The 23,330-nt window shown below is 69.8% G+C and carries 21 protein-coding genes and 1 pseudogene; 8 read left to right on the top strand and 14 right to left on the bottom strand.

The features are described from left to right. Positions 1-101: 101 nt before the first annotated feature. Both ACWDEX_RS17590 and ACWDEX_RS17585 read right to left on the bottom strand, forming a co-directional pair. Positions 102-311, bottom strand: coding sequence for a hypothetical protein (locus ACWDEX_RS17590; protein WP_450464381.1), 210 nt, complete (start codon positions 309-311; stop codon positions 102-104). A 354-nt stretch (positions 312-665) separates the two neighbouring features. Next, positions 666-985 (bottom strand): annotated as a pseudogene (locus ACWDEX_RS17585) (LysE family translocator); the annotation flags it as partial. A 263-nt stretch (positions 986-1,248) separates the two neighbouring features. Here ACWDEX_RS17585 and ACWDEX_RS17580 point away from each other — a divergent pair. Continuing rightward, positions 1,249-1,713, top strand: coding sequence for a hypothetical protein (locus ACWDEX_RS17580; RefSeq protein ID WP_450464379.1), 465 nt, complete (start codon positions 1,249-1,251; stop codon positions 1,711-1,713). A 324-nt stretch (positions 1,714-2,037) separates the two neighbouring features. Beyond that, positions 2,038-2,466, top strand: a complete 429-nt coding sequence (locus tag ACWDEX_RS17575; RefSeq protein ID WP_450464377.1) for an SPW repeat protein — start codon at positions 2,038-2,040, stop codon at positions 2,464-2,466. A gap of 144 nt (positions 2,467-2,610) precedes the next feature. Here the strand turns inward: ACWDEX_RS17575 and ACWDEX_RS17570 are convergent, their stop codons facing one another. Next, positions 2,611-3,675 carry an MGDG synthase family glycosyltransferase gene (locus ACWDEX_RS17570; protein WP_450464376.1) on the bottom strand — a complete coding sequence of 355 codons (1,065 nt, stop codon included), beginning with the start codon at positions 3,673-3,675 and terminating at the stop codon, positions 2,611-2,613. 383 nt (positions 3,676-4,058) lie between these two features. Between ACWDEX_RS17570 and ACWDEX_RS17565 the strand changes: the two genes are divergently transcribed. From ACWDEX_RS17565 to ACWDEX_RS17555, 3 genes are read left to right on the top strand one after another with little or no spacing between them, the layout of a single operon-like run. Beyond that, complete coding sequence (locus ACWDEX_RS17565; protein ID WP_450464375.1) at positions 4,059-4,913, top strand: SDR family NAD(P)-dependent oxidoreductase; 855 nt, start codon at positions 4,059-4,061, stop codon at positions 4,911-4,913. A 7-nt stretch (positions 4,914-4,920) separates the two neighbouring features. Next, positions 4,921-5,847, top strand: coding sequence for a DMT family transporter (locus ACWDEX_RS17560; RefSeq protein WP_450464374.1), 927 nt, complete (start codon positions 4,921-4,923; stop codon positions 5,845-5,847). A gap of 40 nt (positions 5,848-5,887) precedes the next feature. Next, the gene (locus ACWDEX_RS17555) at positions 5,888-6,658 is read left to right on the top strand and encodes a polysaccharide deacetylase family protein (protein ID WP_450464373.1); all 771 of its coding nucleotides are present in this window, start codon (positions 5,888-5,890) and stop codon (positions 6,656-6,658) included. 72 nt (positions 6,659-6,730) lie between these two features. Here the strand turns inward: ACWDEX_RS17555 and ACWDEX_RS17550 are convergent, their stop codons facing one another. Genes ACWDEX_RS17550 through ACWDEX_RS17525 form a run of 6 tightly spaced genes read right to left on the bottom strand, consistent with a single transcriptional unit; the run spans position 6,731 to position 12,435 of the window. Next, the gene (locus tag ACWDEX_RS17550; protein ID WP_450464371.1) at positions 6,731-7,495 is read right to left on the bottom strand and encodes an ABC transporter ATP-binding protein; all 765 of its coding nucleotides are present in this window, start codon (positions 7,493-7,495) and stop codon (positions 6,731-6,733) included. After that, positions 7,492-8,292, bottom strand: coding sequence for an ATP-binding cassette domain-containing protein (locus ACWDEX_RS17545; RefSeq protein WP_450464369.1), 801 nt, complete (start codon positions 8,290-8,292; stop codon positions 7,492-7,494). The genes ACWDEX_RS17550 and ACWDEX_RS17545 overlap by 4 nt, the downstream gene beginning before the upstream one ends. Next, positions 8,289-9,167 (bottom strand): ABC transporter permease, encoded by an 879-nt coding sequence (locus ACWDEX_RS17540; protein ID WP_450464368.1) that lies wholly within the window; start codon positions 9,165-9,167, stop codon positions 8,289-8,291. The genes ACWDEX_RS17545 and ACWDEX_RS17540 overlap by 4 nt, the downstream gene beginning before the upstream one ends. Further along, positions 9,164-10,129: an ABC transporter permease gene (locus ACWDEX_RS17535; RefSeq protein WP_450464367.1), complete on the bottom strand. Its 966-nt coding sequence runs from the start codon at positions 10,127-10,129 to the stop codon at positions 9,164-9,166. Before ACWDEX_RS17535 ends, ACWDEX_RS17540 begins: the two co-directional genes overlap by 4 nt. Beyond that, positions 10,129-11,649, bottom strand: coding sequence for an ABC transporter substrate-binding protein (locus ACWDEX_RS17530; protein ID WP_450464365.1), 1,521 nt, complete (start codon positions 11,647-11,649; stop codon positions 10,129-10,131). The genes ACWDEX_RS17535 and ACWDEX_RS17530 overlap by 1 nt, the downstream gene beginning before the upstream one ends. Before the next feature lie 45 nt (positions 11,650-11,694). Beyond that, the gene (locus ACWDEX_RS17525; RefSeq protein ID WP_450464364.1) at positions 11,695-12,435 is read right to left on the bottom strand and encodes a DUF1684 domain-containing protein; all 741 of its coding nucleotides are present in this window, start codon (positions 12,433-12,435) and stop codon (positions 11,695-11,697) included. Positions 12,436-12,696: 261 nt separating this feature from the next. On the opposite strand from ACWDEX_RS17525, the gene ACWDEX_RS17520 reads away from it, so the two are divergent. After that, complete coding sequence (locus tag ACWDEX_RS17520) at positions 12,697-15,033, top strand: ATP-binding cassette domain-containing protein (protein WP_450464362.1); 2,337 nt, start codon at positions 12,697-12,699, stop codon at positions 15,031-15,033. 94 nt (positions 15,034-15,127) lie between these two features. Here the strand turns inward: ACWDEX_RS17520 and ACWDEX_RS17515 are convergent, their stop codons facing one another. Next, on the bottom strand, positions 15,128-15,904 hold the full coding sequence (locus ACWDEX_RS17515; protein ID WP_450464360.1) for an HAD family hydrolase: 777 nt from the start codon (positions 15,902-15,904) through the stop codon (positions 15,128-15,130). A 264-nt stretch (positions 15,905-16,168) separates the two neighbouring features. Further along, complete coding sequence (locus ACWDEX_RS17510; protein WP_450464359.1) at positions 16,169-17,116, bottom strand: ScbA/BarX family gamma-butyrolactone biosynthesis protein; 948 nt, start codon at positions 17,114-17,116, stop codon at positions 16,169-16,171. A 110-nt stretch (positions 17,117-17,226) separates the two neighbouring features. On the opposite strand from ACWDEX_RS17510, the gene ACWDEX_RS17505 reads away from it, so the two are divergent. After that, positions 17,227-17,895 (top strand): ScbR family autoregulator-binding transcription factor, encoded by a 669-nt coding sequence (locus tag ACWDEX_RS17505; RefSeq protein WP_450464357.1) that lies wholly within the window; start codon positions 17,227-17,229, stop codon positions 17,893-17,895. Between the two features lie 34 nt (positions 17,896-17,929). Here the strand turns inward: ACWDEX_RS17505 and ACWDEX_RS17500 are convergent, their stop codons facing one another. After that, complete coding sequence (locus tag ACWDEX_RS17500; protein ID WP_450464356.1) at positions 17,930-18,724, bottom strand: DUF429 domain-containing protein; 795 nt, start codon at positions 18,722-18,724, stop codon at positions 17,930-17,932. 145 nt (positions 18,725-18,869) lie between these two features. On the opposite strand from ACWDEX_RS17500, the gene ftsW reads away from it, so the two are divergent. Then, complete coding sequence (gene ftsW, locus ACWDEX_RS17495) at positions 18,870-20,294, top strand: putative lipid II flippase FtsW (RefSeq protein ID WP_450464354.1); 1,425 nt, start codon at positions 18,870-18,872, stop codon at positions 20,292-20,294. 237 nt (positions 20,295-20,531) lie between these two features. On the opposite strand, the gene ACWDEX_RS17490 is transcribed toward ftsW, so the two are convergent. Both ACWDEX_RS17490 and ACWDEX_RS17485 read right to left on the bottom strand, forming a co-directional pair. After that, entirely contained in the window at positions 20,532-21,893 is a 1,362-nt protein-coding gene (locus ACWDEX_RS17490) for a tryptophanase (RefSeq protein WP_450464353.1), read from the bottom strand. Beyond that, positions 21,875-23,095, bottom strand: coding sequence for a tryptophan dimethylallyltransferase family protein (locus ACWDEX_RS17485; RefSeq protein ID WP_450464352.1), 1,221 nt, complete (start codon positions 23,093-23,095; stop codon positions 21,875-21,877). The genes ACWDEX_RS17490 and ACWDEX_RS17485 overlap by 19 nt, the downstream gene beginning before the upstream one ends. Positions 23,096-23,330: the final 235 nt, after the last annotated feature.

The following is a 23,330-nucleotide window of genomic DNA, read 5'->3' as shown; positions in this document are numbered from 1 at the left end:
TCCCCTCGTGGTGGACCGACGACGCCCCGGCCACCGCAGAGGTCGGCTCGGCGTACGAGTCGACCAGGGCCGCCGCACCTCTTCCGGCCCGACGACGGGTCTTACAGGTCCTTGGACAGCAGAAGCTCATGGGCGAGTCGCGCGCCCCGGGCCGTTTCCTCGGGCGGAGGGTCCTGCGACGGGATGTTCTCCAGGCCACGGGCGAGTGCTCGGATAGCGTCGGCGAGGGTCGCCACCTGCGCCTCCAGTCGACTCAGCCGGGTTTCCAGCCCGGGTGCGGCGTCGGGTTCGGGGGAGGGTTGCCGAGTCATGCGTGTCTCCTCGGGGGGTGGTAAGGGTCCGGGGCCTCCTTGATTCGCCCAGGAGAGAGCCTGCTGAGGTGCCGGCCGCCTCATGACAGCCTCATCGCTCTGATACATCCCAGTTTCTACGCTTATCGCACGCGCGTCATATGCGCACGGCCAGTGGGCCACGCCTGGCCTGGCGCATGGGCCGCCCCGGCGCACCGACGCCGCGTCCCCCGGCCTGACGGACATCGCGGTTGGCGGGGAGTGATGCAAATCCCGCGCGTCGGCGCATGCTTCCAGCACTTCACGCACTCACCGACCCAACAGGGAACTGCCCGACGTGGTCACCGGCGCCACCACCGGTGCCTTCCCCCGCACTCAGTCCTTGCGGCCCGCCGCGGCGACGGTGACACCAAGACCGATCATCGCGAGCCCGCCGACGCCACCGACCAGGGAGAGTCGGCGCGGAGAGCGGGCGAACCAGTCCCGTGCGGTGGACGCGACCAGCCCCCACACGCTGTCGGAAGCCACCGCGATGAGGTTGAAGACAAGCCCGAGCACCAGCATCTGCATCGCGGCGTGACCCTGGCCGCGATCGACGAACTGCGGCAGTACGGCGGCGAAGAACACGATGGTCTGGGGTTGGCCACACCCACCGCGAACCCCTCCCACAGCGTGCGCAGGCCGCCCTGCGCCGCCGCCACGCATTGACGCACGCGGTACTCGAACACACGCGCCAAGGAAGTGCCACCGGGTCGTCAACCTCACTCGCAGCGCGGCACGAATGGCCGACTGGTGCATCCCCTCCCACGGCCCTAGCGTCATTACAGACACAATGGCAGGCGAAACGGACGGCACAGCGGTCCGGCGCCCGCCCCCGCAGGTGAACATCGCCCGGCGGGCAGACCAGAAGTACAGACATGGGGCCACGGGTCCCTAGACACGCGGCCGGGGAGCGGACATGCGCACTCACAGGATCAGTACGGCGGTCACAGTCTGTGCCGCTGCATCACTCGTAGCAGGCATGGGATCGGCTTCCGCCGCCCCGGCGTCACCACCGGCCCCGCCCGTCGCGCGACAGCAGACAGGGAACACCGTCCTCGTCGACTGCTTCTGGCACCCCCAAGTACACCCCAGCGACTTCATGATCGCCTGCGGTGACGGCAACAGCCGTCTCACCTCGCTCCACTGGTCGCGCTGGGACTCGAACTCGGCGGTGGGTGAAGGCTTCAACGTGGTGAACGACTGCAAGCCGTACTGCGCGGCAGGCACGTTCCACTCGTACCCGGTCGTCGTTCGGCTCGACCACCCGCAGCCCTGGAAGACGCACCCGCAGCTGCGGCACTACACCCAGATGAGCCTGGTCTACACCAATGCGAAACCGGAGGGCTTCGCACAGGTGGTCACCTATCCGCTGTGGAGCTGACGCGTACCAAGGTCCGCCCTGTCCGCAAAAGGCGACAGCAGTCACGGGCGCGCACGGACGATCACGAGGGAGATGCGGCCACGCTACTGGATCCCTTCTCACGACACTCCTACGCAGACAGCCCCGCGAACCCCGAGTAATGACGGGACGAAAGGTGCATAAACCCCCCAATCAGGGGAAAATTGAATATAAAGAACGTCTAAGCCCTCACGGAGGGGAGCTAGAGCGATGGCGCAACCGCAGCAACCCAGTGGAATGCATCCGCAGCAGTCCACCGGAACGGGCACGCACCACCCCGAAATGGGCACGCATCATCCCGGCGCAATGGGTCTCCATCCCGAATTGGCGGAGATGCGGGAGTGGCTCGAACGCACGGGCTCCAGCAGCAACTCGGCGATCGCCGTCGAGGGCCTGATCCTCCTTGCGGGCGTCTACGCCGCGATATCGCCCTGGGTCATCCACTTCTCAGCGGCTGAGCCCAACCTCACGGCCAACAACCTGATCGTCGGCATCACCGTCGCGCTGATCGGATTCGCTCTGACCCTGGCCCCGGACCGCATGCTCCGTGTGGCGTGGATGGTCGCGCCGCTCGGCTTGTGGCTCATCATCTCCCCGTGGGTGGTCACCGCCGCACACGGCGCACGGGCCGGCATCATCTGGAGCAACTGCCTCGTGGGCGCGGTGACGTTCCTCCTGGGGCTCGCCGCCATGGGCCTGACCGTCGGCCTCGCTCGACGGCGCACCACCCACTGATGAGTCCACAGGGCAGGGCACCCCAACACCGTGCCCATACACGGCAGGCCCCGACCGGACGTACGCATCCGGGCGGGGCCCTCGTCATGGGCGGCCGAACCGACGGCGTCGACCGGAAGGCCCAGACCCGCGGCAGTTCGCGGCTCACATGACGGCGGTGTCGAGCAGCTCCACCACCCGCCCCAGGACGTCGTGCCGGAAGAGCGCGCGACCCTGAGCGATTCGGCGCTCGCGGTCGGGGCCGTCAGCCGTGAGCCGACCCAGCGAGACGATCAGGTCGGCCTCGTCCTCGGCAACGTCCGAGAGGCCCAGCGCGGCCATCCGTCGCACGCCGTCCGCGCCGTGGCCCGGCAGGGGGCGGTACCCCACCACGGGAAGCCCCGCGGCAAGCGCCTGCACGGCGGTCTGCCCAGCGGCGTTGTCGACCAGGGCCCTGGCAGCTTGCATCAGGCCGGGCATGTCGGCGACCCAGCCCAGCGCGAGGACGCCCGGAACCACGGACAGGCTGCTGCGGAGCCGCTCGTTGCGGCCGCACAGCACGACGGGCAGGAAACCGCGCGCGGCCAGCAGCCCGGCGGTGGCGACAAGGCGAGAACCGGCCCCCCATGCGCCCGCGGCGAGAACGACCGGCGGACGCCCGGAAGCGAGCCGAGTCAGGCTCGGGGACCACAGTGCCGCCGAGGGCTTGGCGGTGAAGAACCCGGGCGCCACGACCGGGCCGGTCGTCTCAGCGGGTACGGCGATGTCCTGGCGCACCTGGTACGCGGCTTCCTCCGTGAGACAGAGGTACCTGTCGTTGCCCGGATGGAGCCACTGTCGGTGAACGGCGAAGTCGATCAGGAAGACGGTGCTCGGCACCCTCAGCTGCTCCCGGGACCTGAGGTGTCCCGTCAACTGCGCGGCGAGATGGAAGACAGCGACGACCACGTCGGCCGCCGTGCGGTCCGCGAGCTCCGTCAGACGGTCGCCCGCCAGTCGGGCCAGCGGGACCCCGCTGGGGCGGCGGCCGGTTCCACGACGCAGAAACGTGTCGTACAGGAGTCCGTACGCCCATGGGACGTGCCGTACGGCCGACCGGTAGGACCGGCGCAGCCCCGCGCCCATGCCGTAGGGCAGCAGGCCGAGAACGTCCACGATGTGCGCTTCATGGCCGCTCTCCCGGGCGCGGCGCGCGAGTTCGGTTGCCACCGTGTCATGCCCGGCCCCCATGCTCGCGCTGACGATCAGGATCCGACGACGAGGCCCCCGCGCGGACCGCACGGCGCGAGCGCCGGAGGCGGCCATCACCCGCAGGAGTGGGTGCGGGAGAAGCGCGCGACACCGGTCCCACGGGTGGAGCCGCGTCGGTCGTCGGCCGTTCGATGCGAGGGGTTCCGGCCGCTCGCGTCGCCTGTCGCCAAGGACCGGGAGAAAATGCGCATATCGTTACCGATTGCCTCCTGCTGTGCTGTCCAAACGCGTCCTCGTGTTTCCGAGTTTCGGAATGTGGCGGGCGGGATACTCTCCGTCCGCTTCGTCCACCCGCCCCTCCAAGAGATGTCGTATCCCGCCCGCGAGTCCGGTGTTCGCCGTCGCAGACGAGGTCAGCCGCCATGTCACACCCTCCCTCCCGCTACCGGTCCGCCCCCGCGTTGCCCGTGGACACGCCGCCCTGGGCCGTCGGTGCCATGCGTCCGTCCGGCGGCGACCACCAGGGGGATCAACAGGGGACGGCGCTCGTCACCGGCGCTTCCTCCGGCATCGGAGCCGCCGTTGCCCGCCGACTGGCCACGGCGGGCAGCTGGCACCTGGTGCTGAACGGGCGTGACACCACACGCCTCGCGCACGTCGCCGCCCAGACGTCGGCCACTGTCTTCCCCACGAATCTCACCCATCCGGGTGCCGAACGGCAGCTGGCCGAGTTCGCCCTCGGCCGCGCCGGCCGGATGGACCTTGTGGTGGCCTGCGCAGGGATCGGCTGGGCCGGCGAGTTCAGGAACATGCCCGTGGACGCCATCGACGAAGTGGTCGACGTCGATCTGATCGCCACGATGCGCCTGGTGCGGCACCTGCTTCCCTCCATGGTCGAAGTCGGCTCGGGGCGTGTGGTGATCATCGGATCCATCGCGGGCACCGTCGGCGTGCGCGGTGAGGCCGTCTATTCCGCGGCCAAGGCGGCGCTGGCCACGTTCGCCGACGCCTTGCGCTACGAACTGCGGGGTACCGGCGTGGGGGTCAGCCATGTGGTCCCCGGTGTGGTGGACACCCCGTTCTTCGAACGCCGTGGCGTACCGTACCGGCGGTCCAGACCGAAGCCGGTGCCACCCGAGCGCGTCGCGGAGGCCGTCTGGTGCGCCATCTCACGGGGACGGGACGAGGTCTACGTTCCCGGCTGGCTGCGTCTGCCCGCCCGGGTGCACGGCGCGGCGCCGGCGCTGTACCGGCGGCTGGCGGCCCGGTTCGGATGAGCGGCGGGTGAGTGCCCTCACCGTCGTGCTCGCCCTGCTCGCGGCGCTCTCCAACGCATCAGCCTCCGTCCTGCAGCGGCGGGCCGCGACAGACGAACACGACCACCGTCACGGTCCGCGTCATGCGGCGCGGTGGCTCGCCCGTGTGTTGCGGCGGCCGCACTGGCTGGCGGGTGCCGGCCTGCTCATGCTGTCGACCGTCCTGCAGGCGGCCGCGTTGGCCGTGGGCAGCCTGTCCGTCGTTCAGCCCCTGCTGGCCAGTGAACTGTTGTTCACCCTGGCCGTCGGCAGCCTGGTCTTCCACCGCCGCCCGGACCGGCGTACCTGGCTGGCGTTCGCCGCCCTGGCCGTCGGCCTCGCGCTCTTCCTCGGCATGGCCTCGCCTTCCCCGGGCAGGCCCACCGCCCTACCGGGGCGCTGGCCCGTGGCGGGTACCACGCTGGCATGCGTCGTCGCCGTACTCCTCGCGGCGGCCCGCCCGGTGAGAGGCGCCCCGCGCGCGGCGCTGCTCGGGCTGGCGTCCGCCGTGTCCTTCGCCGCCACCGCTGCTCTGATCAAGGAGGTCATGGGACGACTCGCGCAGGGCCCGGTCGCCGTGCTCGCGCAATGGCCGCCGTACGTCACCGTCGCCGCCGGTCTGGTCGCCTTCCTGCTGTTGCAGAGCGCGTTCCGTGCTGGGACCCTGGCGGCGTCCCAGCCAGTTCTCACTCTGGGAGACGCCCTGGTCAGCGTGGTGCTGGGGTGGGCGCTGTTCGACGAGCAGATCGCTCTCGGGGCGTGGGTGGTGCCCGAGGTGACCGGCGTGGCGCTCATCGGGGCGGGCAGCATCGGACTGACGAGAGCCCTGTCGGTCAGCGGTTCCTGGGATGTAGCGCCCCAAGGGCGAAACGGACCGGGCCCCGGCTTGCAGGAGCGGGCACCGCGGAGGTCATGAACCGGGTGCGGGGCGCATGACGACAAGGAGCGCAGGAGCGATGTCCTTTCCCGCCGATTCCACCGCCCGGCGTGCGGCGACCGCGCTGGCACCGGTCGCCGTGGCCGCGGCCGCGCACATCGGCCCGGCCGCCACCTGGCTGCCCAGCCTGCGGCGCCGTTTCTTCCCCCGGCTCGCCGGTGCCGGCCGCCCCGACCATGTCGCTCTCACGTTCGACGACGGCCCCGATCCGACGTCCACCCCGCACTTCCTCGACGCGCTGGAAGGCCTCGGTGTGCGGGCGACCTTCTTCGTGCTCGGCGAGAGTGTCGAGCGGTACCCGGCGCTGGCCCTCGAAACCGCCGAGCGGGGGCACGAGCTCGCCGTGCACGGCTGGACCCACAACCAGCCCTGGCTGCCTTCTCCCGCACGCGACACGGCGGACCTGGCGCGTGCGGTCCACACGGTATGGCAGGTCACGGGCCGTCAGCCGCATTGGTACCGCCCTCCGTACGGGATCCTGACGTCCGGACGCTGGGCAGCCACCCGCAGGGTCGGACTGCGGCCGGTGCTGTGGACCGCCTGGGGCAGAGACTGGACTGCCGACGCCACGCCCGCCTCCGTACGGACGACGGTCGAAGCCGGCCTGCGTGGCGGAGGCACCCTCCTGCTGCACGACTCCGACCGGCTCTCGGCTCCCGGTTGCTGGCGTTCCACTCTCGGAGCACTGCCCGGCATCGTCGACAGTTGTCATGCGGCGGGACTGTCCGTGGGCCCGCTCGCCGAGCACGGTACGGGGGCAGCGGACGTCCCGCTACCGGGCATCGGCTGAACCGCCCGGCCGCGTGACGACACGGGTCCGGTCGGTGTCCTTCATGGTGACGCGGACCAGAACTGCAGTGGCTCAGGCGGGCAGACGCGGCACGCTGCCGATCAGGCGGCGGGTGTACGGGTGCGCGGGCCGGCCCAGCACCTGACCGGTGTCACCCTGTTCGACCACACGGCCGCGTTCCAGGACCGCGGTTCGCTCGCACAGGGAGGCGACGACCGACAGGTCGTGGGAGACCATCACGAGCGTCAGCCCCTGCTCCTGTTTGAGTTCGGCCAGCAGGTCGACGACCTTCACACGGGTGGTGACGTCGAGCGCGCTCACGGGTTCGTCAGCCAGCAGGACACGCGGGGTGCAGACCGTGGCGCGGGCGATGGCGATCCGCTGGCGCTGTCCGCCGGAGAACTCGTGCGGATAGCGGTCCGCGGCATCGGCCGGCAGGCCGACCCGCTCCAGAGCCGCGGCCACTTTCGGCCCGGCCGTGGCACGGGTGTCGATACCCAGGGAGCGAAGTGGCTCCGCCACGGTGGCGCCCACCCGACGGCGCGGGTCGAGCGAGGAGTAGGGGTCCTGGAAGACGCACTGCACGCTACGACGGAAGCGGCGCATCTGCTCCAGGTCGCGCAGGGACAGGTCGGAGCCGTCGAAGCGGACGCGGCCGGAGGTGGGGCGGGCGAGCCCCAACAGCAGGCGCAGCAGCGTGGTCTTGCCGGCACCCGACTCTCCGACGAGCGCGAGGCTGTGTCCGGCCTCGACCGCGAGGGAGACGTCCTCGACGACGTTGCCCGCGCTGCCCCGGTAGCGCAGCGCGACATCGGCCAGTTCGAGTAGGGGGGTCATCGCGGGCTCCTCAGGTCCAGTGCGGCCTCCAGTCGCCGGGCGCTGGCCACCAGGGCCTTGGTGTACTCCTCGCGGGGCGCGCCGACGATGGTGTGGACCGCGCCCTCTTCGACGGCCCGTCCGTCCTTCATCACCAGGGCGCGGTCGGTCACCTTGGCGACGACGGCGAGGTCGTGGCTGACGAACAGCACGGCCATCTCCCGTTCTCGGACCAGGGTGTCGATGAGTTCGAGCATCTCGGCCTGCACGGACACGTCCAGGGCGGTGGTCGGCTCGTCCGCGATGAGCAGTTTCGGGTCGCAGGCCAGCGCCATGGCGAGGGCCACGCGCTGGCGCTGGCCGCCGGAGATCTCGTGCGGGAAGGCACGGGTGATGCGCTCGGGGTCGGGCAGCCGTACCTGGTCGAGCGCGTGTGCCACGGCCCGTTTGAGGTCGTTGCCCTTCAGGCCGGTGCGTCTGCGCAGGGGTTCGGCGATCTGGCGGCCCACGCGCATCAGCGGGTCGAGTGCGGTGAGCGGCTCCTGGAAGACGACGGCCGTGTCCCGGCCGCGGAAGGCGGTGAGCCGCTTCTCGGGGGCGCCGACGATCTGAGTGCCCGCCAGTTCGACGCTGCCGGTGGCGGTCATGCCGTCGGGCAGCAGGCCGAGCACGGCGAGCGTGGTCAGGGACTTGCCGGAACCGGACTCACCGATGAGGCCGAGCCGTTCGCCGCCCGCCAGGGTGAAGGAAAGGTCGTCCACCAGGGTGCGGCCGTCGGCGGTGCGGACGGTCAGCCCGCGTACGTCGAGGAGGGTCATGCGCGCCTCCGGCGGGTGGCCGGGTCGAGGGTGTCGCGCAGGCCGTCGGCGATGAGGTTGACGCCGATGACGAGCAGGACGAGCAGGATGCCGGGGGCGAGCGCGCCCACCGGGGCTGTGGTGAAGGTGGCCTGGGCCTCCTGGAGCATCCGGCCCCATGAGGCGTTCGGCGGGGGCGCGCCGAGCCCGAGGTAGGACAGTCCGGCCTCGGCCAGCACCGCGAGTCCGAACTGCAGGGCGAGGTTGACCACGAGGGTGGGCCAGATGTTGGGCAGCACGTGGCCCACCACTGTCCGGGGCCAGGACGTGCCGGAGGTACGGGCGGCAGTGATGAAGTCCTGTGCCAGGACCCGCTTGACCAGGATGCGCACCAGTCGGGCGACGACGGCGCTCTGCGCCAGGCCGATCGCGAGGACGGCCGAGCCGAGGGTCGCCGAGCGTGCGGCGACGATGAGCATCGCGAGCAGCAGCGTCGGGAAGGCGATCAGGATGTCGAGGAACGCCGAGACCGTGTCGTCGAGCCAGCCTTGTGCGAACGCGGCGAGCACACCCAGGGTGACCCCGATGGTGGCGGCGATGAGCACCGACCCCAGGCCCGCCTCGACAGCGATCCGCGAGCCGGTCATCACCTGGGTGAACAGGTCACGCCCGAGCTTGTCGGTGCCCAGCAGATGTCCGCTCCCGGGACCGGCCAGCCGTCCCCCGGAGGTGTCGTCGGTGGGGTAGGGCAGCCAGACCAGGGAGACCAGGGCGAGCAGCGCGATGAGACCGGCCAGGACGCAGCCGACGACGAGCGTGGCCGAGCGCCGGGGCCGGCGTGTGCCCGCCGACGTCTTCGCCGGTCGCACGGGCTTGAGCACGTCTGCCTGGGTCATCGGGCACCTCCGGAGAGCCGGCCGCGCAGCCGCGGGTCGATGATCCGCTGGGCCAGGTCGGCGCCGAAGCCGATGAGCAGCACGGCGAGCGTGGAGACGAACAGCACGCCCTGGACGACGGGGTAGTCATGCTGGGCGATGCCGGTGGCGAGCATCGAGCCGAGGCCCGGCAGCGCGTACACCGACTCCACGACGACCGCGCCGAGCAGGGTCGAGGCGAGTTCGATACCGAGGACGGAGATCACCGGTACGGAGGCGTTGCGCAGGCCGTGCCGCCACATCGCCCGCCCGAAGGACGACCCGAGGGCGCGGGCCGTACGCAGGTAGTCGCTGCCGAGGACGTCGAGGGTGGCGGAGCGGACGTATCGGATCAGTGACGCACTCATCACCAGGGCGATGGTGACGACCGGCAGGACGAGTGAGCGGATCGCCTCGGCGGGCTGGGACCAGCCGTCCTGCGGGAAGCCACCGGCCGGGAGCCAGCCCGCGTTCAGTGCGAACACGGCGATGAGGATCATGCCGAGCCAGAAGACCGGGACGGCGATACCCAGTTGGGACACCCCATTGAGCAGTGCTCCGTACCAGGTGTGCCGCTTGTGTGCGGCAACGAACCCGGCGGGCACGGCGATGAGGACGGCGAGGGCGAACGCCGTGAGGGTCAGCGGCACGGTGACGTTCAGCCGGGAGGCGACCTCGGGTCCGACGGGCAGCGAGCTGACGAAGGAAGTGCCGAGGTCGCCGCCGGCCAACTGCCCGAGCCAGTGGGTGAACTGCTCGGGCAGCGGCTTGTCGGATCCGATGGCGTGCCGTGCCGCGGCGATCTGCTCGGGCCCGGCACCCACCGAGGTGAGCGCGTTGGCCGGGTCGCCCGGCAGCATACGCAGCAGGACGAACAGCACTACACTGGCCAAGGCCAGCGACACCACGAGGAAGGCGAGACGGCGTAGCAGATAGCGCGCCATCAGCCCGTCTTCTTGATGTCGTAGGCGAAGAACTGGGAGTTGAGGCCGTTGAGCGGGTAGCCGGACAGCTTGCTGTTGGCGACGACGATCTGCGGGTAGAGGTACAGCCAGTCGCTGGCCGCGTCCTCGGCGATCTTGCGGTTCACCTTCTTCAGCAGCTCGGTCTGCTCCGCGGTGGTGGAGGCCTCCTCGGCCTGCTGGACCCACTGTGTGACCTGCTTGTTGTCGTAGCCCCAGTAGAAGTCGGGGTTGCCGTACCAGACGAGGTCGCGGTCGTTGACGTGTTCCTGGAGCGTGGCCGTGAAGTCGTGGTTCTTGTAGACCTTCGTGTACCACTCGTCCGGCGTGATCGTGTTGATCTTGACGGTGATGCCGACCTTGGCGAGCTCGGACTTGATGAAGGTCGCCGCGGTGGGGTGCGGGTCGTAGTTCGGGGTGTCGAGGGTGAAGGCGAAGCCCTTGTCGTACCCGGCCTCGGCGAGCAGCTTCTTGGCGCGCGCGGGGTCGTAGGCGTTGACCTTGGTGAGGTCCTCGTACCAGGGGTCGGTGGGCGGCACCATCGACCCGGTGAGCTTGCCGTAGCCACCCCAGACGGACTCCAGCAGCTTCTTGTCGTCGATGGCGGCGGAGACGGCCTGGCGGACCTTGACGTTCGTGAACGGCTTGGCCTTGTCGTTGAAGGCGAGCAGCAGCTTAGTGGTGGAATTGCCGTCGTTGACCTTGTAGTTCTGGTTGTTCTTGAACTGGTCGAGGGCGTCGGGCGACTGCTCGCTGGTGACGACGTCGACGGCATTGGTCACCAGCGCGTTGTTGAGCGCGGTGGCGTCCTTGTAGTAGTGGAAGACGACCTTCTTGTTGCTGGCTGCACTGCCCCAGTACCCGGGGAACCGGGTAAGGCTCAGGGCGGAGCCGCGGGTCCACTTGTCGAGCTTGTAGGGGCCGGTGCCGTCCTCGGTCGTCTTCAGGTTCTTCGCCTGGGAGTTGATGATCCAGACGTAGGAGAGGTTGTAGACGAAGGAGATCGACTTCTGCGACAGCGTGACCTTGACGGTGCGCGCGTCGGGAGTGGCGATGTCCTTGATGACCTCGAGGTTGCTCTTGCGGGCGGACTGGGAGTCGTCCGCGATCACCTTCTCCAGGCTGTACTTGACGTCCTGGCTGGTGAGCGCCTTGCCGCTGTGGAACTTCACACCGTCGCGCAGGGTGAAGGTGTAGGTGAGGCCGTCGCCGCTGACCTTGTAGTCCTGGGCGAGCAGCTTCTCCACCTTGCCGTCGTCGGTGAGCTTGAACAGTCCTTCGTAGACGTTGCCGTTGAGGGCCTCGGTCACGCCCTGACCGCCGCCCGCGGTGTTGTCGAGGTTCTGCGGCTCGTAGAGGGAGCCGATGTTGACCGTGGCGTTCTTGTCGTAGCGGCCGCCCGATGCGCTGCCGCCCGAGCCGGAGCCGCCGCAGGCGGTCAGGGACAGTGCGAGTGTGGCCACGGTGGCGGTGGCGTACAGGGACGTCTTCTTGATGCTCATGGCGAAGGGCGCTTTCGTGCTGCGGTGCGGGGAGCTACGGGGGGATCAGTGCTGACCGGAGAAGCCGTCGCGGAAGACGGGGCGCTTCTCACCGGCCTCGACGGGCAGGTGGAGGCGGTTCTGCCGCGGCGGCATCGGACAGTTGTACTGGTCGGAGAACCCGCAGGGCGGTACGAAGGCCCGGTTGAAGTCGAGCAGGACGCGGTGGTCGTCCTCGGTGCGCCGCACGAAGAGGAAGCGGCCGGCTCCGTAGGTGGTGTCACCGTTGCTGGGGTCACCGAAGACGAGCAGCAGGGTGCCGTCGTCGTCGAAGGCGCTGAGGGTGTAGTCGCGGCCGTCGACGGTGAGTGTGATGTCGCCGGGGACGACGAGTTCGCGGGTGCCGCCGTTGTCCCGGATGTGCTCGAAGGGCACCCGTCGGGCGCCGGGCACGGGCGTGTAGGTCGCGTGGAGGACCCAGGCCGGGTCATAGGGGAAGGCGTCGACGCGGTCGAAGTGGCGGATGGCGGGCGCGTCGGCGTCCCAGAAGCGCAGGCCGTGCTCGGGCTCGCCGGTGACGAGGTCGGTGCGCTGGAGCGTGGTGACCGTCACGCTCTCCGGCCGGCCGGCGCGGGCCGCCTCGGCGTCCGGGCGCTCACCGGCCGGGAGCCAGCGGGTCTCGACGAGGGCGAGGTTCCCGGTCGGCGAGGTGAGGGCCCGACGGCGCTCGGTGCGCCATGCGTCCCACTCCCCCACGGGATCGGCGGTGGGCTGGTCAGTGCTGGAGTGGGACACAGTAGGACTCATTCGCGCAGACGGTACGTCGAGATCACGCCGCACATGTCACGCCGCGTGAATAGATGGCCAAAGCATCCCCTTTATCTTCCATAAGTGGCTCTAATGTCAAATGAAAGGACGCATGGTGAGACGGCCCCCGGACCCCCAGGCCCTCGTGACCTGACGCACCCGGTCCGGCCGACCGTGAAGGGGCGAGGGAGCGCTCGCCCGCTCGCATAGGATTGTGGAGTTTGTCCCGCCTCGGTCGAAGCCCCGCACGGAGTTCCCGCCATGCACAGCCCGCACGATCCGTACATCCGCGTCCGCGGCGCCCGTGAGCACAACCTCAAGACGGTCGACGTCGACATCCCACGGGACGTCGTGGCCGTGTTCACCGGGGTGTCCGGTTCCGGGAAGTCGTCACTGGCGTTCGGCACCCTCTATGCCGAGGCGCAGCGCCGCTACTTCGAGTCGGTCGCGCCGTACGCGCGTCGCCTGATCCACCAGGTGGGCGCGCCGAAGGTCGGCGAGATCACCGGACTGCCGCCCGCCGTCTCGCTCCAGCAGCGCCGCTCCACCCCGACGTCCCGCTCCTCGGTCGGCACGGTCACGAATCTGTCGAACTCCCTGCGAATGCTCTTCTCCCGCGCCGGCGACTACCCGCCGGGGGCCGCGCAGCTCGACTCGGACGCCTTCTCCCCGAACACGGCGGCCGGCGCGTGCCCGGAGTGCCACGGGCTGGGCCGGGTACACCGCACGACGGAGGAGTTGCTGGTTCCCGACCCGTCGCTGTCGATCCGGGAGGGCGCGATCGCCGCGTGGCCGGGGGCATGGCAGGGCAAGAACCTGCGTGACATCCTCGACGCACTCGGATACGACGTGGACCGGCCGTGGCGCGAACTGCCCGCCGGACAGCGGGAGTGGATCCTGTTCACGGACGAGCAGCCGGTAGTGACCGTGCATCCGGTACGGGACGCCGAGCGCATCCAACGGCCCTACCAGGGCACGTACATGAGCGCTCGCCGGTATGTGATGAAGACGTTCTCGGACTCCAAGAGCCCGACCCTGCGCGCGAAGGCGGAACGCTTCCTGAGCAGCGCGCCATGCCCGGCGTGCGGCGGCAGCCGGTTGCGGCCGGAGGCGCTCGCGGTGACGTTCGTGGGCCGGACCATCGCCGAGTTGGCCGCGCTGCCGCTGGCGACGTTGGCCGGGATGCTCGACGGGTCGACGGAGACCGCGCGCGTCCTCACCCAGGACCTCAGGTCCCGTATCGCGCCCATCGTCGAACTGGGTCTCGGCTATCTGAGCCTGGACCGCGCCACCCCGACCCTGTCTGCGGGCGAACTGCAGCGGTTGCGGCTCGCCACGCAGTTGGTCTCCGGGCTGTTCGGGGTGGTGTACGTCCTCGACGAGCCCTCCGCGGGACTGCACCCCGCGGACACCGAGGCCCTGCTCACGGTACTCGGGCGGCTGAAGGCAGCCGGCAACTCGGTGTTCGTGGTGGAGCACCATCTGGACGTGATACGCGCCGCCGACTGGCTGGTGGACATCGGTCCGCGCGCGGGCGAGCACGGCGGGCGGGTCCTGCACAGCGGGCCGGTGGCGGATTTGGCAGCCGTCGAAGAGTCGGCGACGGCCCGCTTTCTCTTCGACCGCTCCCCCACCATCATGGGCGAAGTCCGCACCCCTCGCGCCCAGTTGCGGGTCGGGCCGGTCACGCGGCACAACCTGCGCGACGTGACGGCCCAGTTCCCGCTGGGCGTGTTCACCGCGGTCACCGGTGTCTCGGGCTCCGGGAAGTCCACCCTCATCGGCGAGATCACCGAGGAACTGCCGGGAGTGGAACGGCTGGTCGCGGTCGATCAGAAGCCGATCGGCCGCACCCCGCGCTCGAACCTCGCGACCTACACGGGCCTCTTCGACGTCGTACGCAAGGTGTTCGCGGCCACCGACGAGGCGCGCGAGCGGGGTTACGGCGTCGGCAGGTTCTCCTTCAACGTGCCCGGTGGCCGCTGTGAGACCTGCCAGGGCGAAGGGTTCGTCAGCGTGGAGTTGCTCTTCCTGCCGAGCACCTACGCGCCCTGCCCGGACTGCGGCGGTGCGCGCTACAACCCCGACACGCTGGAGGTGACGTACCGAGGACGGAACATCGCGGAGGTGATCGACCTCACGGTCGAGGAGGCGGCGGACTTCTTCGCCGACACCCCGGCGATCGCCCGCAGCCTCGGCTCACTGCTCGACGTCGGCCTCGGGTATCTGCGCCTGGGCCAGCCGGCCACGGAGCTGTCCGGCGGTGAGGCGCAGCGCATCAAGCTCGCCAGTGAGCTGCAGCGCGGGCGCCGCGGGACCACTCTCTACCTCCTTGACGAGCCGACGACCGGGCTGCACCCGGCCGACGTCGAGGTACTGATGCGTCAGCTGCACGGGCTGGTCGACGCCGGGCACACAGTGATCGTGGTCGAACACGACATGTCCGTGGTCGCGGGCGCGGACTGGGTGATCGACCTGGGCCCGGGCGGCGGAGACGCGGGCGGGCAGATCGTTGCGGCGGGACCGCCGGCGGAGGTGGCGCGGGCGATCGGAAGCGCGACGGCACCGTACCTCGCGCGCGAACTCCCGAGCTTTTAGGGGCAGTCCGCGCGCGAAAGAGGCGGACTCGACAGCGGCAGTCGACTGGCAGTCGTCCATGTCCGGCGGTCGGCCGGCGTGGACGCCGGCGCGATCAGGAGACGGCCTCGGTTCCGGACTGGGCCGGGCCAGTCTGCTTGGGCACCTTCGGCCGCGCGGAGGCGGTGTGGGTACCGCCGGCTGCCTCCGGGCGGGCGCCTGGCGGACTCTCCGCCCAGGCCGCCAACGCCGGGTCGTCGAGTGAGTCCACCCACAGATCGGCGAGGGCGACGGCTTCCTTGCTGGGCTGCCGACCGACTCCGATCACCCGGAGGCCCGCACCGACCGCGGCCTTCAACCCGTTGACGGAGTCCTCCACGGCCAGCGTGTCGCCACTGTCCGCGCCCAGCCGGCTCACCGCCTCGACGTAGGCGTCGGGACGTGGTTTGGGACGAACGTCCGCCCCTGGCACGACGATGTGCCGGAAGTGGTGTCTCAGGCCCACGGACTGGAGGCAGAACTCCACCACGTCCGCAGGACAGTTGCTGGCCACGGCCAGCGGCGCGAACCGACTCAGGCTCATCACCAGGGCCTGAGCTCCGGGAACAGGCGCGGGGCGTTGCGCGGCGAGTGCGCGGAACCTCTCCAGGAGTTGCTGGGTCATCTCCTCGCCGGCGTCCGGTTGGCCGGCGAGACGTGCCATCAGGGCACCGCATTCCGTGTAGTGCAGGCCCCTGCTTCTTTCCGTGAACTCCGCGTCCGGTACGACCCCGTGCTCTCGCAGCACGATGTCGCGCGCCTGTTGCCAGTGCTGTTCGGTGTCCACCAACGTGCCGTCGCAGTCGAAGACTACGGCTTGTGGTGTCCAGTCGAAAATACGATGGGATGTCATGTGCTTGCCGTTCTGGTGCAGGACGGAACTGCCGAAGGGCGGCGCGATCCGCCAGTCAGAGGTACCGGTGCACTTGTCGAGCTACCTTCACCGCGGAAAAGCGCGAAACAGCAGGACGGTCATGGCCGGTTCATGCATGACGGTCACACACCGCGATCCGCGGCGGTCTCGAGCACATCCGGAACCAGAAACATAATGAACGTTACGCTCGGCCCGAGCGGCTGTGGGTGTTTGCCACCGCAATACCCACGTGTGGGTGACATCTCATCGATACCGCAGCAGGCCCGCGGCGGTCTGCACGTCGCCCTGCCGCATACGGAAGAAACCTTTATCGCCGTAGGCGGAGCAGTGGATCACGGCGGGCGGTGTGTGTTCGGTGAACCGCGAGGCCGTCATGCGGCAGGCGACCGGTCGCAGCAGGCGCCCTGCGCTGCGCAGGGCGATCGCCTGCCGCGCCGCCTCCAGCAGGGCCATCCCGGGCACATGGTCCGTTCCGTGGTCGAAGAAGAAGGGATGGCGGGAGTCGGCCGGATTCACCAGGAGGCGGTCGCCGTCCAAGGAGACGACGACGTCCGAGGCGGATTCGAGCCCCAGCGCAGCCGGTGTCGGCCGTGGCTGCCGGCCCGCTGGCACGGCCGTGGCAGCTCCGGACCGCAGGGCCTCGTAACGCCCGGCGTCGAGGAATCGCGCACCGCCGGCGGCGTGTGCGAACGTGCGGCCGCCTGCCAGGAAATCCACCTGCATCCGCAACCCCGTCACCGCGTTCCCCTTCGAGTCGGTGCGGATGTCACCGACGGAGGCGAGACAGGTGATCTCACTGGCGCCATGGGGCGCTCTGGGCTCTGTCGCCCGGTCGAGACGGAAGGAGACATCGCTGATCAGAAAGCGGGCCGAGGGCGGCACGTCGAAGTGTCGCAGCGGAACGTAGATGCCGAGTTGGCGCAGTGTCTCGACGACCATCCATGGGCTGTGCCGGTCGTCACGCCCGCGCGGGAACGTGGGATGCGAGCGCGTCCATGCGGCGGCGGCGCAGAAGGCGAAAGGACCGCAGCGGCGAACGTCCGTCAGCAGGACCTCGGCCACCGAGATCCGGTGCACCCACTCACGCTCGACGGTCCTGGACCAGCTCAGGGCCGAAAAGGCACCTGAGGCGGCGCGGGCAGAGCCGGTAAATGATTCCCGTGAGTTCCGCGTTCGCTGCCCAGTTTCCATAGCAAAAGGCTAATAAGACTATTACCGTTTTCGCATGCGCGGTTTTCGTGCCCGCGCGGTCGGACGGCTACATTCCTCCTCGCGGCCCACCGACAGAAAAGGGAACACACGTGCAGGATCGGGCGGAAGCAACCCGCAAAGCCGTACTGCAGACGGCGGCTCACCTGTTCTTCGAACGGGGATACGCGGCGACCAGCATCAGCGACATCAGCGAACGGTCCGGCCGCACCAGCGGAGCGATCTACTTCCACTACGCCAACAAGGAACAGCTCGCCCTGGCCGTGGTGCGTGCGCACTTCGCGGCCTGGCCGTCAATGATCGCGCGTCATGAAGCGGTGCCCGGACCCGCGCTGGAGAAGCTGGTGGGCCTGAGCTTCGAGGTCGCCTGCGCGTTCCGCGACGACGTACTCGTCCGCGCGGGTGCCCGACTGTGGACCGAACGGAGGTCCATCGACGCCGAGATGCCTCCTCCCTTCGTGGACTGGATCGCCACGGTCGCAAGGCTGCTCACCCGGGCACGCGCCGAGGGAGACCTCGCCCCCCACGCGGAGCCCACCCGTGACGCCCCCACCCTGGTCGCCGCGTTCTTCGGGCTGCACACCCTCTCCGACGTCCTCGACGACCGCATGCTGATCGAGGACCGGCTGACCAACTTCTGGCTGCTGCTTCTGCCCGGCATCCAGGCCGTTCCCGCACCACAAGCCCTGTTGGCCAAGGCGGGCGGCCGCATGGCGGTGCGGCACCCGGCCCCTCTCCCAGACGGCCCCGGTACCTGGTAGGTGCCGACTGCCCGCGATTCCCGGCAGTGCTCGGTCACCGGCGCAGAGCAGCGAGATCGGTGCAAGGCAGATGGATCCAGCCCTCCTGCCGGGCAGCCCCCTGCTGCTCAGGAGAACTCGGCCACACGGTGTCCCCCACCTGGACGGCGCGGGCGACCAGGGCGCACACCAAGGCGTCGAGATGGTCGTGACTGTGGGCGCACTCGGCGCGCACCGGCTCGGGGAGAGGCAAACCCAGGCCTGCCTCGACCGACCGGACGATGTGCTCTCGGGCGGAGCGCGCTTCGGGCGTGGCGGTCTTGTAGCTCCGGGTGAGGCGAATCCCCCACCGGCGCAGTGCGGCAGCGGGGTAGACCTCGGCGACCGGTCCTGATCCGTCCCGGGGTACAGGGACACCGGTCGCCTCGAGGGCGTCGAGCAGATAGGCCGCCCGCAGTGCGACAACACCCAGAAGGTCCGTGGACACCGACAGCGGAGGCCGCATCGAGGTCGCCTTCCAGGTGAGGTCGTCGGTCAGTCGGAACCGCAGCGCATCAAGACCGGGACGGCCGTCCGCGCGCTCCTCGAACCTGACCGGGGGCGGCAACCGCACACCACGATGGTGGGCCAGTACCGTCGCCACGAAGTCCGACGGCCAGCCGAGCGGACAGTCGAGGCCCGTCTTGTCGGCAGCCCGGACAACGGCCAGCAGATCCTCATCCCGCTCGGGCACGACGAACTCCGCCGCCAAGTCGTCCCCGTCGTCTCCCCAGACCACCCGGCACACAGCGGTACGCCGTGCACGCGCGGCAAGGTCGATGCCGACTGTCACCGCCTGTCGTTGCGTCATTCCGACATACTTCCGCAGCGCGTCCGGACAGCAGCCCGCGGCACCGGGAATGCGCCGGTGGGTCCGCCCGGAGCGCGCTTCCGCTTCGGATGAGCGCCCGCGCGCCTCTAATCTCCCATATGTGCGCAAGTACTAAAGTTTTGGCGTGCACAGACACGGACAAGGTGCCCGACGCGGCACAACGGCGCACACGGTCCGGCGGGTTGAGCGAGACGACGGCACACGGTCGCACCCTGGACGTGCGGAGGGCAGGACGGCCCGCCGCGATGGGGTGCTGCGCAGGGGGGTGTCCCGAACCCGACGGACCTGGGACCGTCCCTTGACCGCGTACTACCTGGTGGCCGGAAGTGCGGTGCTGATCGCCGGGCTGGGGCTGGTCATGGTGTTCTCCGCCTCCCAGATCCAGGCCCTGCGCTCCGGTCTGCCCACGACGTTCTACCTGAGCCGGCAGGTCATGGCGGCCGCAGTCGGCTTGGTGCTCGTTCTACTGGCTGCCCGGATGCCGGTGCCGTGGCATCGCTGGCTGGCCATTCCCCTGCTCGTCGGAAGCATGATGCTGCTCGCGCTTGTGCAGGTGCCGGGCTTGGGGCGGACCGTCAACGGCAACACCAACTGGCTCGCCGTCGGCGGACCGTTCGTGGTCCAGCCCAGCGAGTTCGGCAAGGTCGCGTTCGTCGTGTGGGGCGCCGACCTCCTGGCCCGCAAGCAGCAGCACAAGCTGCTCGGCCAGTGGAAGCATCTGCTGGTACCGCTGGTGCCGGGGGCGTTGCTGCTGGTCGGCATGGTGTTGCTGGGCGGGGACATGGGCACCGCGGTGATCCTGTGCGCGGTGCTCTTCGGACTGTTGTGGTTGGCCGGCGCGCCACTGCGGTTGTTCGCGGTCGCGCTGGCGGGTGCGGGGCTGCTCGCCGCCGTGCTGATCGCGACCAGTGCGCACCGCGTGTCCCGCTTCGCCTGCCTCGGTGCGAGCGACCCCGGTCCCGGCGACCGGTGCTGGCAGGTGGTGCACGGGATGTACGCACTGTCGAAGGGCGGCCTGTTCGGCGACGGGATCGGCGCGAGCCTGGAGAAGTGGGGTCAACTGCCCGAGCCACACACCGACTTCATCTTCGCTGTCACCGGAGAAGAACTCGGGCTCGTGGGCACGCTGACGGTGCTCGGCCTCTTCGCAGCACTGTGCGCGGGCGGGCTCCGTATCGCCGTCCGCGCCTCGGAGCCGTTCGCCCGGCTGGCGGCCGGGGGCGTCGTCACATGGATCGCGACGCAGGCCACGATCAACATCGGCGGCGTCCTGGGGCTGCTGCCGATCGCAGGTGTGCCCCTGCCGCTGTTCTCCTATGGCGGCAGCGCACTCATCGCGGCCCTGTACGCGGTGGGGCTGCTGCTCGCCGTGGCCAGGAGCGAGCCCGCCGTCCGCTCGGCGATCACCGCTCGCAAGCGTGCCCGGATGCCTGAGCGCGCGGTTTTCCTGCGGCGCCGCCCGACAGGAGACCGCACGCACCACGGCGTCTTCTCCGGTTGGCGGCGAAAGGACGCCGACCATGGCGGAGGGCCGGCAGAGGCACCCTGAGCACCGCCTCAGCGTTCAGCGGACCGGGACGTCGATGGCGAAGGCCTCCAGCTCGCCGATCCAGTCGGCGAGAGACCGGCGCGCCGCCGAGGCAGGTGGCGCATCGCCCTGACGACGGCAGGGAAGGAAAGTGCGGCGGTCGGACCTTCGGCCCGGCCGCCGCACTCATATCCCGCGCTCGGGATCAACGCCCCGTCCCGGCCGCCCCTTTGGGTGACGGCAACGACCGGGACCGGTTCACGCCGGCTGGAGCTTCGCGCGGAAGTGCCGCAGGATCGGGGACTGTTCCACGATCCGGTAGCCGCGTACGGAGTCCGCGTTCTTGGCGATGCGCGCCAGGGTCTCACCGATGTGGTCGTAGTGGCTGCGCGTGTAGACACGCCGGGGCAGGGCGAGCCTGACCAGCTCGTACGGTGCGCTCTTGATCGGGTTGCCGTCCTCGTCCTCCTCACCGAGGTAGAGGGAACCGAGTTCGGCGGAGCGGATGCCGCCTTCCAGATACAGCTGGCAGGACAGGGCCTGGCCGGGGAACTGGTGGGCCGGGATGTGCGGCAGCAGCCGTCCGGCGTTCAGGTACACGGCGTGCAGCCCCGGAGGCTCGAGGATGTCGACCCCGGCGGCCCGGACGCGCTCCGCGAGATAGTGGGCGGCGTCTTCCCGCTCCGCGAGGTAGGCGGGCTCGGTCACCTCGCGCAGACCCTGCGCGATCATGTCGAGGTCACGTCCGGCCAGGCCGCCGTAGGTCGCGAAGCCCTCGGTGGCGATGAGGAGCTGTTCGCACCTCTCGGCGAGTTCGAGGTCGTTCAGGCCGATGAAGCCGCCGATGTGGACGATGGCGTCCTTCTTGGCGCTCATGACGCAGCCATCGGCCAGCCGGAAGGCCTCCTCCGCGACCTCGCGGGGGGTGCGGTCCCGGTAGGCGGCCTCATGACGGGTCACCAGCCAGGCGTTCTCCGCGAACCGGGCGGCGTCCAGGATCATCGGGACGCCGTAGCGCCGACAGAGTTCCGAGGCCTTGCGGAGGTTCTCCATGGAGACCGGCTGACCGCCGCCCCCGTTATTGGTGATGGTCATGACCACCACCGCGACCTTCGGACCGTCCGCCGCACCGAGGTACCGCTCCAGCGCCTCAAGGTCGATGTTGCCCTTGAACGGCGCGTGACTGTCCAGGTTCCGGGCCTCGGCGCAGGGCAGGTCGACGGCCTCGCAGCCGGCCAGCTGCACGTTGGCCCGGGTGGTGTCGAAGTGCGTGTTCGACACGACGATGCCGCCGGCCTCGAGGAGCGACGAGAAGAGAATGCGTTCCGCGGCGCGGCCCTGGTGGGCGGGCAGGATGTGCGCGAAGCCGGTCAGCTCCTTCACCGTCTCCTCGAAACGGTAGAAGGAACGCGAGCCCGCGTAGGATTCGTCGCCCTCCATCCCGGCGGCGAGCTGCGCGGCCGACAGCGCGCCGGTGCCCGAGTCGCTCAGCAGATCGATGGTCACCTCGTCGGCCCGCAGGTCGAAGACGTTGTAGTGCACGCGCTTCAGGGCGGCTTCGCGCTGCTCACGCGTGGTGATCGCGATGGGTTCGACGGCCTTTATGCGGTACGGCTCCATTGCTCCTGCTTCTGTGATTCATGTTTGGCGGCTGATGTCTCGAAACCGGGATCGACCTGTTCGTCGGCCGGCACCGCGCGGGGGGAGGGCAGGGCGGCCGGCGGCGGGACCTCGTACGCCTCGGAGGAGATGTACGTGGTCACCCGCGGTGCACGTCCCTGCTCATGGGCCAGTGCCAGATAGGCGATGAGCCCCCTCCCCTCCTGCGGGGACCGTGACGTCACGGCGGTCAGTGACTGGGTGAGCGCGGCGTCGTCGATGCCGTGGCGGCGGAGCACGGTCATCGCGCGGGCATGTGCCTCCCCGTCGTTCTGGACGTAATCCCTGACCGGGACGTGGAGGGTGAATCCGCTCGGCACACCGGTCGTCGTCCGTGTGAAGGAGTGGCAGGAGAGGGCGGGCCGCTTACCGAGTCGTACGTCGTCCGCGTACGCAGCGCCTTCACATCCGGCCGCGATCCGGAAGAACTCTTCTATGGTCTCGCGCGCGAAGCCGGGGTTCAGGTGGGCCAGAGCGCCCGCCTCGGGGGCCGACAGGTTGTGATGCGTGACGTAGACCTTCACACGAGGCGATTCCCAGTCACCCAGGTCCAGGGCGACGAACGGATAACCGTCGGCCTGGGGCAGCGCGTCGAAGGCCTGTCGATGGCCGAGCCTGTCCAGTGCCTCACGAACGGTCTCGGCAGCACGTTCGGCGCCGCGCGCCGAAGGGTTCAGGTAGACCTTCAGCTTGGGGACCCCGCCGGGGCGCAGCTCAAGGGCGCACCACACCGCGAGGAGCCCCTGCGGGGAGGGAGGGAAGAACAGGTCTTCCAACAGGTCGAGCTTGTCGGTGGCGAAGCCCCAGCTCTGTGCCATCGCCCGGATGACACGCAGGCCGGTGCGGCCGTTCTCCGCCAGGCTCGCCGCATCGCAACCCGGTTCCAGCAGCACCCGCAGGGCCGGGGCGGCACCGGGCCTGAAGGAGAGCGAGTACTCCACCGGCGTATGGTCGTCGGACAGGAAGCTCCCCGAGGGGGGCGGCAGATCCAGCGATCGGTCCGCAACGGAACCCAGCGAGTCGACCAGTACCTGCGCATAGGTTTCCGCGTCGGCTCGTTCCAGTCCCGCGACCTGGCACAGTCGCAGCAACTGGTCTGCCGTGTACCCACCGAGTGTCTTGACTCCCAGAGTGCTCCGGTCGCTGGACCGGGAGGCGATCACCACTTCTCCCGGCGGCGGCCGGAGCGCGTATCAGGACGCTGAGGCGCGACCGCTTCAGGGCGCACCCCTGTCCGAAGGCATACAGGCGGACAGCCCTCTGTACGCGAGGGTGTCCCGCCTTCGGACACGGGGCGCTCCGTCCGTACGAGGGACGCGGAGGCGTGCTCCCGGAAGGCGTGTCGTCGGGGACGGAGCGAAACGGCGGAGTGCACAGCGGAAGTGGCGCCAGTGGGTA

The sequence above is a fragment of the Streptomyces sp. NPDC001020 genome (assembly GCF_053599115.1).
This window is presented reverse-complemented; position numbering and strand designations above follow the sequence as displayed.